Raw genomic sequence first — 14,958 nt, forward strand, 5'->3', positions numbered from 1 at the left:
ACGCGATTACAGGAAGTAACGCGAATAACAATAAGGAAATTCATATGAGCTATACAAAACAACTTACTTTGGAATCTGGGGAATACATCAGTGATTATATAAAAGATTTTGATTTCAATGGCGGTATCATTGGTCTAAATTCTTCAGTAGGTACTGGTAAAACTACTGGTTTTATCAATATGCCAAATGTTGATATCACAGTACCATTCATCGCAATCAAACAAAGTGAGATTGATAAAGGTGCTGGAAATATCGATACATGGCAAGCACGAGTAATCAAGGTAAACAGCACATTTGATAAGTCATACTTTAGTACACGTACCCTAGTGGTTGATGAAGCACACGGTTTATACATGGATTATAACTATAAGGCTCCAGCAATAAGGGATCTAATTAGTATATTCAAATACTATCATTCCGTGATCCTAATGTCTGGAACGTTTCAGCCTGAATACATATCAAGTATCAATTTAGACCGCTTCTATAATGTCTACAAGCCACAACTAGCAATGAAGGTACTAGATACCTATATCTATGATAGAAACGGTCTAGCGGCGTTTGAAGAGTTTATACACGCACGTAAAGACAATGGACGCAAGAAACTAGTTCTAATCAATGATAAAGCAGTATGTAATCAACTTTCAGAACGCTATGGTGATGATGCTCTAGTAGTCAATGCTGATGAAAAAGCAAATGATGATGTACTTGAACTTTATCGTACTCGTAAGATGGGTAATCAATGGTCTGTAATCTTTGGTACTAACTCAATCCGTGAAGGTCTTAGTATTGAAGATGTTCAAGATGAAGTAGATGTATTCATTTATGGACATACTGATCCAGATGTTATTGAACAGTTTTCAAACCGTTTCCGTAATGTAGGGTATGTGAAGCATGTTCATTACTTCATCCCAAACACAGAAGTACGTGAATTGGCTGATTTTGATATCATTGGATATACTGCTAGTGCTCAAAGATTCGCAGATGTAATTAATACTTTCTATAAGTCTGAAGATAACACAGAACAGTATAAAGAATATTTGCGTAGTGCCTACCATGAAGAAGTAAAAGGTAGTCATTTGAAATATGATAAAGAATCAGATTCATTCATTGTAAACTTGATTTCTATTGATGCTGAATACTATTCACATAGAGAGAAGCAAGCTGTACTAGATCCTGTACTATTTGCTGAACGTATGATGAGTTATGATTTCAATGTCAATCCACGTATGTTGGTATCAGGTGATTCTGGAGTTGCTGAAGTACTCAAAGAGGGTAAGCGAGCAATGAAGGAACAACAACAAGATGAACGTAATAAACGCATTGCTTCGATTACAGAAAGTTTCCGTACTGGTAAGTTTGAGTATGCTGGTGATGAAGAATATGATTATGTAGTTGAAAGTATCAATACCCTACTAAAGAAAGGATTGAAGCGTGAACAAATAGAACTTGTAGTAAATGGAATGGTTGAAGATAAAGAATTCATTAGAAAACGTGTTTGGCCTGATTTCAACTATGTAGATCATCATACGAACATTAGAAACCAAATGCTACGTTACATCGCTACAGATTGTCCTGATGATACTTTGAATGTACTCGATATGGCGATACTTTCAGGGATAGCTATCAAAACTACTCTAACTGAATTCTTTCAAGGTGATGAAACCGAAATGAGAAAGAATAAAGAATGGAGAAAAGTTCTAGAATGGCGTGGTGGTCAACTAGTAGCTAAAGATGGTTGTGAAGCACGCATAATCAATCGTTTTATTACTCTTGGAAAAAGGAAAGAACAACGAATCAGTAAAGACACAAACGCAGTATTCAAGGCGTACTTAGATTGGAAAGGTACGGATCGCTATCAGGTCTATCCAGTGAAGTATACAAACCTAACTGGATTTGAGATTGAACAGCCAGCACCTAGTGAATCATTCAATGCCAGCACTGACAAGACGGCAAACGCGATCCGCGAACGCCTCCTAAGCCTACGTATGGCGGCCTGATGGGCTTTGTACGCAGAAAAAACAATAATTATTCTATATAATAGTGATCTTTTTCTGCGTACATTTTTCTTCCCTTCATGTACTTCTAAAGCAAAACGACATAGGACAAGCAAACTAACTAACAAACCAACGGCAATAAAAAAGGCAGTCCGAAGACCGCCCAATGTTTTTACGAACTATTTATTGCCTCTTCAATGAGGATATACCATGAATGAACAATTCATATATATGACACTAGCCCGTAATATTCACACTGGCCTTTATCTAATCAAACTTGGATTCACTACTAATCCAGAAAGAAGACTAAGTGAACTAAGAAACCGTAATTCACATTTTGAGTACTCAGAAATGATGTTATTCAAACACAAGAAAAAACTAATCCACTATGAAATGGATGAAAAGCTAATTCATGCTAAAAATAGGTATTACTGTACTAACATAAGTAAAAGTTCACTACCAGAAGGCAACAGTGAACACTATGAGTCAGTAATAACTAATGAACTATATGAACAACTAGTAGATATGGGTTACAAGTTGATCAACGAACCAGAACCAGTAAAAGAAAAAGCTATGTTTGAGTGGGCGTGATAGTAACAAAAGAACCAGGAAAACAGGACATAATAGGCATTCTGACATGAAGCGTAAATACAGTTATAACCAACTACTAAGGAATAGTTATGGAAAACACAAATATACGCACTTGGAAAATCCTTGATGAAAACCAAGATACTATTAGATTAGTTGAAATCAAATTCTTTGATGAAGAAGCCAACATTAGAAAGATAGCACTGTTTACTGAAACAGGGATTCTATTTGAATGGACTCCAAACATGTACAGAATCAAAGCTATCGATGATTCATACGATATAACCAATCAAAAAGTATTTGGATTACGCATAATGGGCGATGCTCCAGAAGGGCGTATTAATGATGCCAAAACATGCTACAGATTCAGTGAACAAATCGAACTCACTAACTTAGATGATGATGATCGACTTGATTATCATCTTCTATTTGGACGCTATTAATCACTATATGTCATAAATATATTAAACACTTGAGGATATTACTATGACATTTAGAACTGAATTCACACATTACGAAGATGATACTATCTACTTTCTTTATGTTACTAACAACATAAGAATCGAAACGGATGGTACTTCAAATCTTGAGATACAACGCCGTTCATCCTTCCATACTGAACCTTTAGATACTAATAGGTACTTAACTATAGAAAATGATGAAGCGGCTATGTTCCAGGAAGAACTGATAAACCCAGACTTAGAGGACATTATAAAAGCAGTAAAACTCTTTACATGGCTTATGGATGAACTGTGGGAATCATAGACAACAACACTAAAAACATAAGGCTGTACTGTGTCCTGGATGGGGTAGAGTGCTACTTACAACTAAGATCTGACTACTCAAGCGTAACCCTTGGCACAGGTGAAGTACTTACCTTATCCTTTGTACCTATCAGTACGCAAAAACGGAAACTAATCGTAGAACATACACACGACATTTAATTTTGTAACTTAAACTAAATTTTATTGACAGTGCTTTTGTTATCCGGGAGTCTTTTTAGTACTAACAAAACGAACAGGAAGACTACTTGATGAGCACAGAAACTAACAGCAATGGTATTGTTTATGATTTAACAAACACCTCATTCAAATCTCTTATTGAACGTGTCTCAGCACTTAACTTTAAGTTTGAAGACAGCAAAAAAGATATCTTAGAAAAACTCTTCAAAAAAGAGTCAGAGAAAGAAGCAGAAGAATTCATTAATCAATTGCTTCGTATGGCAACTAATCTTACTAACATCGCAAATGCCTATAAGAAAGAAATAGACACTAAAAAAAGTGCTGATATTGCTGCTTCTATTGATCAACTTGATGCTGATACCCGCCAAGTTTTGATTAATCAACTAGTAGAAAAAGGTTTTATCCCAAAACCTGTAGTAGTAGAAATTGAAAGGACGGGAAGAGCTAAAGATAATAGACAAAAATCAAGTCGTACAATGACCACAACAATAATTGTTATTGGTGGTACTGAGTATGAAGTAAAAACTGACGCAAAAACATTCATTGGAAGATCATTCATAGGAATGGATGAAAACGAAGTGAAGTCAGTTTTTAAAGCAAATGGTATTTCTGAGGATAGTATTAATATTAAGGGTAAAACAGATAAACCTAAATTCATCGCTAAATATGAAAAAAATTGATTGTTGATATAAATTGTTAGCCACCTAAAAGGTGGCCTTTTTTATTGTGGGAAAGTAAATGTTTTTCTGATTTCTATTTTTAAATTTGAGTGATCTAATAAAATTTGACTTTTCAACTCTTCTAATTTTGATATTAATAGGTCAGGGTAAGTATCACCAGTGGTTTTTCTAAAAATCAAAATACCGAAAGCCTGGTTATAATATCCTGAAAGTCTACCAAATGAGTTACCTACCTCTTGAGGAAATGTTATGTTCCATCTACTTAAAGTAGTTAACTTATTGTCTAAATCGAAAGCAGTGTAAATATTTTTTGTGATTTGAGCGATAAGACTATCAAACTTTTCATCAGCAGATTTCATAGTAAGAATATCGAAATGAATACGTTGGATATTGAGCACTTGCTGATCATACTCAGCCATAAGTGTTGTTACAATACCAAATCCAGCATCGTTTTGTTTTTGATTTATCCATTTAGGTGCTTCTCTATATGCTCGATAAGCAATATAAGTAGTTAGTACTGAAGAAGCGGTGCTGAACCAATCACTAACAGATCCCCACTCAAAACCCTCTACATCCAAAAAAAGAACCTTGATAAAGACTAAAGAAGCAACAAGAAACAGAAAAATATTGATACCTAATAAGACTGAATTGGTTTTCTTTAAATTCATTTTGTATTAGACCTACTGCTTAGAGTAACTATACTACTTTACCATTGTATCAACAATCTTGTACACTATTCTCTCACGCCCCCCACGGTGGGTAGGTTTGTTAAAGGTGTGGGTGTGGCGTGAAACTAACCTCAAGTTATCTCAACCTTCTCTTATGGTAGTGAGAAATCAACCCATGAAAGAAAAGCAGCGATAATTTCAGTCAATAAATAATTTACTGTAGTGCTTCATAATATTATTATGCGATGATCTTACAGTTTTGTATTTCTCACTAATTTGTTTATCGTATTCGAAACTGTTTTGTAATCTAAAACGCGATTCATCAGGACCAATTGCTAAAGCCTCACCAATTTTATAGGACAATGCTAAATGAGAATCTATAATTTGAATGAATTCGTTATTGTCTATTGCTTTTAATCCCCATAGTTCCATCCTTTCCAAAGCTGTACGTAAATTTATTGTGTTCTTTCTATAACTTATTTCTCTTTCGGAAATAGTATTCCATCTCTTTCTGAACTTTTCAGCATCGCCTTGTTCATCTGGATTAGTATTGATTAAGTGTTTAGTATCACTGAATAAGTAAAATGCTTCCTGTTGTAATCGACAGAACTGCTCAATAAGTTCATCGGCAAACTTAAATTTCCTTTCATTAAGCTTCGGAGAAAGCCAGTCCTTAGCATTGCTTGCCGCGTAAACAGCTACAATAGCCATAACGCCATTACACACCGCACTAAACCAATCTGAAATGCTACCTAATTCCATTATATCTCCCTATAAAACATTTTGCATTAAAAATGCTATAGATAGTATACTATTGTGAAAACAATTACGCATTTATATCTTCTTTAATTTTTAAAACCGCAATCTGATTAAATATGTACGCTTCATTCCCTTAATGAAGCGTACAAAATATAGTAATATCATTCGTAGATGAATTGTAATACTGATTTTAACTTATGCTCGCATGTTGGATTCAGATTTACATCTCCATCTAAATAAGCCTTAATCCTTTTCCAAGCATTAAAGGGTTTACCTCCTTCTGATGGAGCGTTTCCATCAATAACAGGATCCCATAGAAGATGTTCAAATGTATCATCTACACGATGTACATTATCATCACCAACGATTTCGCTTATTTTTATATTCGCTCGGTAAGCGTTAATTGCTGATAAATTTTCAATTTCCTCTTCCGTCATACCTTTCCTGTCAGTATCGTGAACAACCTTATAAGGTATATTGAGTTTTGAGAGTATTCTTGCGATTGCTGGAATTGTCCATTTGCCGCCTGCGGAGACGATAGTTGTATCTTTAATAAGATTTTTATCTATATTTAACTTATCACATAGTTCAGAAGCAAATCTAAGTATCGCGACTTCCGTATCACCTTCAACAACTACTACACGTTTTGCGAAAAATGCTTCACAGACGGTTGGGTGAAAATCTAATGCGGCTCTGAGCATTTCCCTTTCGTTATATTCGGCATCAATGTGGAATATAGAATCATCTATTTCATGGACAGTTCTTTTCCCTTCATGGTTGTCTTTTATTAACTTCAATGAAGAAGGGTTTTCAGCTATATCGATTAAAAATGGTGAGTGTGTGCTAACAATAACTTGGCAAGCAGAGACAGATGATTTCTCTCTAAGTTTATCTCTAAGTAATCTCATTAAATGAGGATGAATATATAGTTCTGGTTCTTCGTAAAGAATTAGTGTTGAACGTTGTGATTCTGTTACTTCGAAAAGAGCATTTGACTCGAGCAAGGCATAAGCCAATGCTCTTTGAACACCACTTCCTTGATATTCAAGTTGAGTTTCTAATTTATCTTCTATAACTAATGTCGCAGCTTTCATCAAAGCAGCATTGATATCTATTTCTGTTAAGCTCAACTTTACCTTAGATTTTAAATCCATGACTTGATTAAGTGATTCAGTTATGGATTCCATTAGCTCTTGAAGTCCTTCAATCAGTTCACCATCTAATTCACCTTTCATTTTCTTGTGTAGTTGGTCGAGAGATGCGGTGTATTGTGTGAAAGAAGAATCGGCTTGAAGAACAGGGTAAACTCTATTAGAAAATAGGAATCCAAAAGGTGTCCCTTTTTGAGATTTTAGATCATCTTCAATTTTGAAACATGCTGGAATATATAAAACATGTGGTAAGGCTTGCTGTAGGCTATTTTTAAAATTGATTCCTTCTGAAGTCCAACATAGTTCTGATGTAACTTTTTCTGGATGTCGTTGTTTAATCAATCCAACTACATCATTTTGCATTTCTTTATATGCTTTGCTGTTATTACAATCAAGCTCACGGATTATATCGAATAGCCATGGGATGTTTCTGGCGGCGGTTATAGATGTTGTGAACTCATCTATTGACTCTTTGCTGTAGTAAGCTTCATAACTCGGAGCACCCATACATTCATTATCGTGATCCCATTTGGTTCTTACTCTAATGTTTAATTCACCGTTGTGAATTAAGTTAGATATAGCTGGTTTAGATCTTTCGGCATCCTGTATATCTGAAAAGGTTCCAGTTATGATCATTTCATCATTACTGGCTATACGAAATGGCCAATCTTCGGATGTAGGATTTGTTGTATCAACGAGGATTTTAATTGCTTTGAGTATTGTTGATTTCCCGATGTTATTTGAACCAATTAATGTAGTGAAGTTCTCGAGATTAATAGATGCAGAAGAAATTCCTCTGAAGTTTTGTATATCTATACGAACAAGTTTCATAGAATAACCATATCAAGTAAAGGGTTCTTACAATTAACATAACTTAAAATGTTATGCACTAAAAATTACTGAAAATGTGATGTGCGTTGATTGTTAAAATTATTACTTGGCTAATAATTAATTTTGGTAAGCATTCAAAATATATCCTCAATCTTTCAGTTATTAGGTTTTGTGATGCGTTAACTTTTAGTGGTAGGTGTGAGATTTAGACTCTGAATGAAAAGTTAATCATAAATAGATTGTCAGGGATGGCTGAAAAATTCGTTTTATTTTAACAAGTCGATAAGGTACTCCCTGGGCATTTGAAAGACCGCGTAGATTTCGACGCACTTTGTTTTAAATATATGTGAAAAAATACTAAAGAGGCGAAACGATAAACAAAATGAGTAAGAACATTAGCATGAATCAGCTTGCGAAGCAGTACGGGTATAACGAAAGCACAGTTCGCGAATGGAAAGCACAGGGTATGCCAATTGGTGAAGGTACTGAAGAAGCTGATACACGAGCATGGATAGTACAGAATGTAATTCTACCATTACGTAATACCGATACACGCGAACAAATAGATCAAGAACGCCTACGTAAACTAAAAGCAGAAGCGGCATTATCTGAACTTGAATTACAGGTGAAACATGGAACGGTAGTTAGTACTGAATATCTTGAACAAGTACTAACTGAATACCTATTTCAAGTTAAAACAGCAATGAGGGCAATCCCAAGTAAAACATACTTAGAGTTATTCGCACAGACAGACGCGAAAGATTTAAGAGATATATTAAAACAACATATTGATAGTACCTTATTCCAGCTAGGAAGCATGGAATTTGATCTACCCACGGATGAAGAAATATTAGATGGAAACAAACAAGAAGAAATTAACGAAAGTACTGATGAAAGTACTGCCGACGATACAGCCACCGAAGATACAGAAAACGAGTGAATGGATTAGTAATGGTGTAGTTAAATTTGTTGACGGGCCAAATATGGGGCTTGATTGGGTTCCATTCTCCTTTCAACGTGAGTGTATGGATATCGCTCAACATAGAAGTACAAAGAAGATCGTTCTACAGTCATGTAGTCAGCTTTTAAAAACCACAGTTTTACAATCAATAGCATTTAACCTAATGGCAAATGATCCATGTAATTTTGCCTTTGGTAGTTCTTCAGAATCAGAAGTAAAGAAATTCAAGGATGGTAAATTTCTACCAGCAATTGAAACTAGTGAAGAACTAAAGCCACTAGTAACAGATAAGAATGATAAGAACGCCGCGAATAACGCGAAACAAACACAAATGGTAAACGGTACTTTCGTTTATTGGTTAAACCTTAATACACCAGGGAACCTACGTGGTATTACTTGCCGTGTAGTTCTACTTGATGAAGTTTCAAACGTAGGTATTACAGAAGAAGGTTCACCAATCAAACTAGCAGAAGCACGTACTAGTACTTTCGGTGATGATGCCTTAGTAGTTATTTCAAGTACACCACTATATAAAGATGATCTAATTAACTCAGAATATAACCTTTCTGATAAACGCCGTTGGTTTGTTACTCACACTTGCGGTCATGAATATACTTTTGAATGGGAACAAGTGGGTTTTGATTTCAAGCAACTTGAAAATGGTAGAGCGATACCAGACAGTACAACTACACGTTTAATTTGTCCTCATTGTCAGGAAGAGATAGACGAACACACACGCCACCAAATGATAGATAACGGTCGATGGGTCGCTACTAGTACAGATGGTGATCCGGGTGTCATTGGCTATCAAATATCACGCATGTACTCACCGCTTAATACTATTTCAGAAATGGTTAGTAAGTATGCCGATGCTCTTTATAATTTCAATCTTCAAACATTCTATAATAATGAATTGGGATTACCCTATGAAGATGAATATGCGAAAGAACTAGATATACTTCGATTGGAATCATTACGTGAAGATGAATTTAATCTACATAAAATACCTGAAAGTACTTTAGGCATAACTATAGCAGTAGACCAACAATTAGACCGCTTGGAAGCTACCGTATTGGGCTTTGATGAAAAGAACATTTACGTGCTTTCTCATGACTTCTTCTATGGTCATGACTGTACGAAGATTGAATCACAAGCATGGAAAGAACTAGATACTTTCTGTCGTCAAGATTACCGTAGTGTAGATGGTCGCATAGTACCAACACTAGCCGTATTCGTGGATTCATCGAATGGTAACGCTACAGATACGGTTAAGAAGTTTACCGCACGTTGGGCTAAGTATCATCCTATTAAGGGTTCTAGCAGTACCACAAGTGATTTATTCAAACAGAGTACACAAGCAGGTTATAGGCTACAGATACTAAACGTTCATGAGCAAAAGAATAATATACGTAAACTTCTAAATTTGATGCTCAGTACTGAAGCAGAGAACGCACAAATTCAATTACGCTTTTCCAGTACTCTACCATCAGATTACTTTGAACAATTATCCTCTGAAGAACTAAAACCTGCTGGTGGTAAGTTAGTATGGCGACTAAAGAAAGGGCAGAAGAGAAACGAGGCTCTAGATTGTCTGGTCTATGGAATGATCGCAATCGTATATTCCCAATCACAATTAGGTACGCAACCGTTTAGAAAACTACGCGAACATAAAGCCAAATCATTACCACAAAAGATAAATAAACCAGAAGAATCACAATCTACCCAAAGTACCAGACGTTCTAGGCGTACTGGTGTGGGTTCAAACTGGTTTGGAAAAACGTAAAATGATAAGGATATCCAATGGCAATTTTACCAGAAAAGATTTATATGGTGTCAAACCCATATGAATACAGTGTAACAATTCCTGCTAAAACACTTCTCGTTATTTCATATGTCAGTACCGGTAATTCAATTACATTAGATAACAGTCAAAGTGATAGTGATGAAGTATTTGCTATCACCTTTGAAACTAGCGTTGCTTCAGAAAAACTTTTCTGTACAGCTATGACTAATGGAATTGCCAGTACTTTCCAATGTGAAGTAATCGATCCTACTAAACATACTGAAGAATACGCACGTATTCGAAAGATGATTGATGAGATTGAAGCAGTAATTGAAGCGAAAATACAAGGTGGTGCGAATTACAGCATTACAATTAATAACAAAACTCTAGTTAGTGAGTCATTAGCAAACTTAGAATCTATTCGTGCTCGTTATATTGAACGTGCTAATTCTCTATGGGCTAAAATGAATGGTCAATCTACATCTGGTTCAAGTAAGCCATTTAAGAGTATGACGGTATTTCGTGATCCTAACTATCCTAACAGATGGGGAACACGTTAATGTTTTGGAAGAAAAAACAACCCGAACAACCAAAGCCAGTACAGAAAACAAATGAAGTACGTGAACATGTTGGTAAAACCTTACAGCGTGATTTAAACCAGATTCGTACAACTAGTAATGGTGTGAATGCTTTTGGCTTCGGTGTCGGTACTAACTCAGTAAGTATTAATAATATCATTAAATGGCATCTATCAGAATGGCGTAACCAATCACGTGACGCAACATTAGTAAACCCTATCGCACGTAAGTACATGATGCTTTCTGTAGATGGTGTTGTAGGCAGTAATGGTATCTATGTAAAACCATCTGTAGATATTGATGTAGACGAAGAAACCAAACATACCATTAACCAACAACTAGAAAAACTATTTGATCGTTGGGCTTATGATGCTAGTAAATTCTCTATTGATGGTTCAATGACATTTGACCTATTCGCACAAGTACTTGAAAAGCATCGTTGCCGTGATGGGGAAGCGTTTGTACGTATTCATAATTTCAACCGTTCAATTAAACTTGAAATTATTGATTCTGCTAGATTGACTCAATTGAATAACGCAGTGTTAGTAGATGGATATATTAGTAATGGAATTGAATATAATAAGTACCGTCAACCTGTAAACTACTATTTCGCTAAATATAATCCAGTAACATATACATATGATGCTACTAGTTATGAAGTTGTACCAGCAAGTGAAATCCTACATTACTTTGTTATGGATGATGCCACACAGGAACGTGGTATACCGGATCTAATTGCCAGTACAAAAGTATTAGCAGACCTAAAGAACTTCCAAGAAGCGGCACTTTTGGCAAAGCGTATCTCAGCTAGTGTTACAACTTTCATTACTAATAATGGAAGTAACAATGAATTAGCACTAACTGAAGGTGAACAAGATACAGCGATTTATAACGAGTACTTAGAACCAGGTGCTATCTTTGAATTAAATGCTAATCAAGATGTTAAATCGGTAGATCCTCGTAATGGTGTTGACGGCATAGCAGAATTCACAGATGTACTATTTGATAATATTTCAATGGGCTTAAACGTCACTAAGCAATCTCTAATGGGAAGTACTGCTGACGCGTCATTTAGTGCTGCGAAACTTGCCGAACGTCTACAAGCTACAACTTTCAGTACAAGAACTAATGTACTCATAAATAAAGTACTCAAGCCAATTTATACAGCTTGGTTAAAGAATGAAATGCTAAATAATAGTAAGTTGAAATTAAGTTTTTCTGATTTCGATGATCTTGTATGTGCTCGTTATATCCCTACTAAACCTATTTCACTTGATCCATTGAAGGATATTCAATGTGAAGTAGCTGCTATTGATGCTGGTTTGAAATCCCGTACACAGGTAATTAGTGAAATGGGCGGTGATCCACGTGTTGTACTTCAAGAAATAGAGAATGAGAAAAATATGAACAAGGAAGTTCTAGATGAAAATCAAAAACCAGACGAGGGAATTAACCCTACCAACGGCGATTAATTCTGATGATCGTACCGTTGAAGTTGCTTTTTGTTCTGAAACTCCTGTAGCACGTGAAATAGAAGGGAAGTTATATAACGAAGTACTTCTATGTAATCCAGAAAATGTAGACCTATCGCGTTTGAACAATTCAGGGGCAGTACTTTTCAATCATGACCGAGATCATTTGATTGGAAAGGTACTAGCGGCACGTATTGATTCAGACAAAGTAGGTCGTGCTGTATTACAGATTTCCAATGCTTCAGAAAAAGAATGGGAACAAATCAATGAAGGCGTATTAACACATATTAGTTTTGGTTACACAGTTAATGATTACCGTATTGAAGGAAACATTATCTATGTAACTAATTTCACCCCATATGAAATATCACTGGTAACTGTACCTGCTGATTGTTCGGCTGGTGTTGGTCGCTCATTGATAAATAACAATGATGACAACCAGAAGGATATGATCATGGAAGATGAAAACGAAATTGAAAGTACTGAACCTGAAATCAAAGATGAATCAGAAGTAGAAATTACCGAAATTGAATCTGAAGAAGAAATTACTGAACAAGAAGAGGTTGAAGAATCTGAAGAAGTACGTATGAGTGATGATGAACTACTAGCACTAATTGCTAGTCGTCCAGACTTGCTTGAACAAATGATAAATACAAGCGACGTTGAAGAACAACGCGAAGAAGTACAAGAAAGTACTGATGATTCTGAAGTAGAAGATTCTACCGATGAAGTAGAACGTAAACGTGAATTGGAATCAATCGGCGTAGTTCTAAATATTGATGTGTCTGAAGCAATTGAAAAAGGAATTTCAGTTGAGGACTTCAAACGCACACTAAATACAAAAAAAAATCCTAATCATGATAAGGAAATCAAAATGGAAAAATCCGTATTAAATGGCCTAATTCGTTCACTAAGTGAAGGTAATTTCGCTGGCAAAACTGAAATCCCTGCTGGTGATTTCGTCCGTACTTCTACTACTGTTGGCGGTGCTGCTCTAGTTAAAGAAGTATACGCAGATTCTTATATTGATGTGCTACGTGCTCAGTCAGTATTTGCTACTCTACCTGTACAAGTATTCGCAAATCTTGAAGGTGAAGGTAATCTAGTTCTACCTAAACTATCTGCTGATTTCACTGATAACTTCGGTTATGTTACTGAAGGTGCTCCATCACCATCTTATAACGCCGCTTTTGAGAAAATTACTCTCAAGCCAGAAATCTTCACTGGTTCCGTTGAACTTACTCGTACTCTAATTAAATCCGCTTCTACTGCTGAACAGTACATTCAAGATGCGATGGTAAAGGGTGCTGCTCTAAAACTAGAACGTCTAATTCTTGCTGATGTTGTTGCGTCTGCTCCAGAAGTAACCCTAACTGCTGCTCTAACCAAGACCGATGTTATTAATGCTCTAGCTACTCTAGCTGCTGCTAATGTCCGTGTTGAAAACGTAGTTGCGATTGTACACCCTACTACCGCTGCTGTATTGCGTACCACACTAGATGGTTCTAACACCGCTGCTAAGTACTTGCTACAAGGCTATATGGGTGACGGTATTCTAGCTGATTCAGTACGTATTGTTGAATCTACTCAAGTTGCCGCTGGTGCTGTTGTCTTTGGTGATTGGTCAAACATCATCATGGCACAATGGGGTGCTGTAACTATGGATCGTGACGATACAACCCAACGTAATTCTATGGGTATTGTTCTACGTACTTTCAGCTTCCAGGCTCATGCTCTAGCACACGATGAAGCATTCCTAGTGCTTAACCTAGCATAATATAGGAATGAAATATGAGAGCATTTTTTAGTAACTCACAATTAGAGTATCTATTAAATGCTTTTGGTGAAAAGCTCGTCATTGTTCAAGATGGTGTATCAATAACGATTACCGCAATTTTTGAACAAGACGAGCTTTTTTTCGATGATAGTCAAACTACCGTAACATACTTTAGTGCTAAGTCAGGAATTAAACTAAATAGCACCTTCACAATTGATAATACCGAATACCTAGTAAATAGAATAGATGATGATACAAGCGGTATCTCTAACTATCACTATATTCGCAAGATCGATTTAGAAGAGGAAATATAATATGTTTACGGCAGACTATACAATAAGAAAGTATTTGATTAATAAATTAGCAGTAATTGTTAATCTACAATATCCATCAAAAGCAACGGTAGATAATTCAACAATAGTTTACATTGGCGATTCTTCAGTACAACGTACACAGATAGCCAAAGCAAATCAAATTGTAAACAATCAAATCGTACCATCAACTATTAGAAATTTATGTGAATTTCGTGTTGAGTTTGTAGCTGTCGGACAATCATATAAAGGTGCTTCGGATGAAATAGAAAAGATTCTTGAAGCTCTTTATACATCTGGTTTCTTTGATGAACTAAACCAGCAACTTCCAATGCCATTATTCAATATCCGAATTGAAGATAGTCTAATGACTTCACAAGCCGAAGCCACGGAAACCGCATATGTTCACACGCAAACACTATCTTTTAGCTATGGGGAATAAT

The 14,958-nt window shown here is 35.8% G+C and carries 15 protein-coding genes; 12 read left to right on the forward strand and 3 right to left on the reverse strand.

The features are described 5' to 3' along the window. Positions 1-44 precede the first annotated feature (44 nt). From ACR42C_RS06855 to ACR42C_RS06875, 5 genes are all read left to right on the forward strand, one after another. The gene (locus tag ACR42C_RS06855; RefSeq protein ID WP_219395064.1) at positions 45-1,997 is read left to right on the forward strand and encodes a hypothetical protein; all 1,953 of its coding nucleotides are present in this window, start codon (positions 45-47) and stop codon (positions 1,995-1,997) included. A gap of 207 nt (positions 1,998-2,204) precedes the next feature. Continuing rightward, positions 2,205-2,585, forward strand: coding sequence for a GIY-YIG nuclease family protein (locus tag ACR42C_RS06860; RefSeq protein ID WP_095439906.1), 381 nt, complete (start codon positions 2,205-2,207; stop codon positions 2,583-2,585). A gap of 89 nt (positions 2,586-2,674) precedes the next feature. Then, on the forward strand, positions 2,675-3,025 hold the full coding sequence (locus tag ACR42C_RS06865; RefSeq protein ID WP_095439907.1) for a hypothetical protein: 351 nt from the start codon (positions 2,675-2,677) through the stop codon (positions 3,023-3,025). 43 nt (positions 3,026-3,068) lie between these two features. Beyond that, complete coding sequence (locus ACR42C_RS06870) at positions 3,069-3,347, forward strand: hypothetical protein (protein ID WP_117270175.1); 279 nt, start codon at positions 3,069-3,071, stop codon at positions 3,345-3,347. Between the two features lie 268 nt (positions 3,348-3,615). Beyond that, positions 3,616-4,224 carry a hypothetical protein gene (locus ACR42C_RS06875; RefSeq protein WP_097494978.1) on the forward strand — a complete coding sequence of 203 codons (609 nt, stop codon included), beginning with the start codon at positions 3,616-3,618 and terminating at the stop codon, positions 4,222-4,224. Positions 4,225-4,265: 41 nt separating this feature from the next. Here ACR42C_RS06875 and ACR42C_RS06880 read toward each other — a convergent pair whose 3' ends face one another. The 3 genes from ACR42C_RS06880 to ACR42C_RS06890 all read right to left on the reverse strand — a co-directional run bounded on the left by ACR42C_RS06880 (position 4,266) and on the right by ACR42C_RS06890 (position 7,633). Next, a complete protein-coding gene (locus ACR42C_RS06880; protein ID WP_097494977.1) occupies positions 4,266-4,892 on the reverse strand; it encodes a hypothetical protein in 627 nt (208 codons plus the stop codon). Positions 4,893-5,090: 198 nt separating this feature from the next. Beyond that, entirely contained in the window at positions 5,091-5,654 is a 564-nt protein-coding gene (locus tag ACR42C_RS06885) for a hypothetical protein (protein ID WP_097494976.1), read from the reverse strand. A 158-nt stretch (positions 5,655-5,812) separates the two neighbouring features. Next, complete coding sequence (locus ACR42C_RS06890) at positions 5,813-7,633, reverse strand: ATP-dependent nuclease (protein ID WP_097494975.1); 1,821 nt, start codon at positions 7,631-7,633, stop codon at positions 5,813-5,815. A gap of 400 nt (positions 7,634-8,033) precedes the next feature. Here ACR42C_RS06890 and ACR42C_RS06895 point away from each other — a divergent pair, with 400 nt between their 5' ends. Genes ACR42C_RS06895 through ACR42C_RS06925 form a run of 7 tightly spaced genes read left to right on the forward strand, consistent with a single transcriptional unit; the run spans position 8,034 to position 14,957 of the window. Next, a complete protein-coding gene (locus ACR42C_RS06895; RefSeq protein ID WP_250127769.1) occupies positions 8,034-8,573 on the forward strand; it encodes a terminase small subunit in 540 nt (179 codons plus the stop codon). Beyond that, positions 8,488-10,377 carry a terminase gpA endonuclease subunit gene (locus ACR42C_RS06900; RefSeq protein WP_117270173.1) on the forward strand — a complete coding sequence of 630 codons (1,890 nt, stop codon included), beginning with the start codon at positions 8,488-8,490 and terminating at the stop codon, positions 10,375-10,377. The genes ACR42C_RS06895 and ACR42C_RS06900 overlap by 86 nt, the downstream gene beginning before the upstream one ends. 17 nt (positions 10,378-10,394) lie before the next feature. Continuing rightward, positions 10,395-10,937, forward strand: coding sequence for a hypothetical protein (locus ACR42C_RS06905; RefSeq protein ID WP_142900546.1), 543 nt, complete (start codon positions 10,395-10,397; stop codon positions 10,935-10,937). Next, positions 10,937-12,427, forward strand: a complete 1,491-nt coding sequence (locus ACR42C_RS06910) for a phage portal protein (RefSeq protein ID WP_117270172.1) — start codon at positions 10,937-10,939, stop codon at positions 12,425-12,427. The genes ACR42C_RS06905 and ACR42C_RS06910 overlap by 1 nt, the downstream gene beginning before the upstream one ends. Then, complete coding sequence (locus ACR42C_RS06915; protein ID WP_117270171.1) at positions 12,378-14,204, forward strand: phage major capsid family protein; 1,827 nt, start codon at positions 12,378-12,380, stop codon at positions 14,202-14,204. Before ACR42C_RS06910 ends, ACR42C_RS06915 begins: the two co-directional genes overlap by 50 nt. A 14-nt stretch (positions 14,205-14,218) precedes the next feature. After that, positions 14,219-14,518 carry a hypothetical protein gene (locus ACR42C_RS06920; RefSeq protein WP_117270170.1) on the forward strand — a complete coding sequence of 100 codons (300 nt, stop codon included), beginning with the start codon at positions 14,219-14,221 and terminating at the stop codon, positions 14,516-14,518. A 1-nt stretch (position 14,519) separates the two neighbouring features. Then, a complete protein-coding gene (locus ACR42C_RS06925; protein WP_142900545.1) occupies positions 14,520-14,957 on the forward strand; it encodes a hypothetical protein in 438 nt (145 codons plus the stop codon). Position 14,958: the final 1 nt, after the last annotated feature.

Source organism: Enterobacter sp. MG-EB028 (assembly GCF_056673305.1).

Excerpts from the sequence above, each read along its gene's own strand:
- ACR42C_RS06860 (WP_095439906.1), top strand. The coding sequence starts at position 2,205 with ATGAATGAACAATTCATATATATGACACTAGCCCGTAATATTCACACT.
- ACR42C_RS06905 (WP_142900546.1), top strand. The coding sequence starts at position 10,395 with ATGGCAATTTTACCAGAAAAGATTTATATGGTGTCAAACCCATATGAA.
- ACR42C_RS06910 (WP_117270172.1), top strand. The coding sequence starts at position 10,937 with ATGTTTTGGAAGAAAAAACAACCCGAACAACCAAAGCCAGTACAGAAA.
- ACR42C_RS06875 (WP_097494978.1), top strand. The coding sequence starts at position 3,616 with ATGAGCACAGAAACTAACAGCAATGGTATTGTTTATGATTTAACAAAC.
- ACR42C_RS06900 (WP_117270173.1), top strand. The coding sequence starts at position 8,488 with ATGGAAACAAACAAGAAGAAATTAACGAAAGTACTGATGAAAGTACTG.
- ACR42C_RS06895 (WP_250127769.1), top strand. The coding sequence starts at position 8,034 with ATGAATCAGCTTGCGAAGCAGTACGGGTATAACGAAAGCACAGTTCGC.
- ACR42C_RS06870 (WP_117270175.1), top strand. The coding sequence starts at position 3,069 with ATGACATTTAGAACTGAATTCACACATTACGAAGATGATACTATCTAC.
- ACR42C_RS06865 (WP_095439907.1), top strand. The coding sequence starts at position 2,675 with ATGGAAAACACAAATATACGCACTTGGAAAATCCTTGATGAAAACCAA.
- ACR42C_RS06915 (WP_117270171.1), top strand. The coding sequence starts at position 12,378 with ATGAAAATCAAAAACCAGACGAGGGAATTAACCCTACCAACGGCGATT.
- ACR42C_RS06925 (WP_142900545.1), top strand. The coding sequence starts at position 14,520 with ATGTTTACGGCAGACTATACAATAAGAAAGTATTTGATTAATAAATTA.
- ACR42C_RS06880 (WP_097494977.1), bottom strand. The coding sequence starts at position 4,892 with ATGAATTTAAAGAAAACCAATTCAGTCTTATTAGGTATCAATATTTTT.
- ACR42C_RS06855 (WP_219395064.1), top strand. The coding sequence starts at position 45 with ATGAGCTATACAAAACAACTTACTTTGGAATCTGGGGAATACATCAGT.
- ACR42C_RS06885 (WP_097494976.1), bottom strand. The coding sequence starts at position 5,654 with ATGGAATTAGGTAGCATTTCAGATTGGTTTAGTGCGGTGTGTAATGGC.
- ACR42C_RS06920 (WP_117270170.1), top strand. The coding sequence starts at position 14,219 with ATGAGAGCATTTTTTAGTAACTCACAATTAGAGTATCTATTAAATGCT.
- ACR42C_RS06890 (WP_097494975.1), bottom strand. The coding sequence starts at position 7,633 with ATGAAACTTGTTCGTATAGATATACAAAACTTCAGAGGAATTTCTTCT.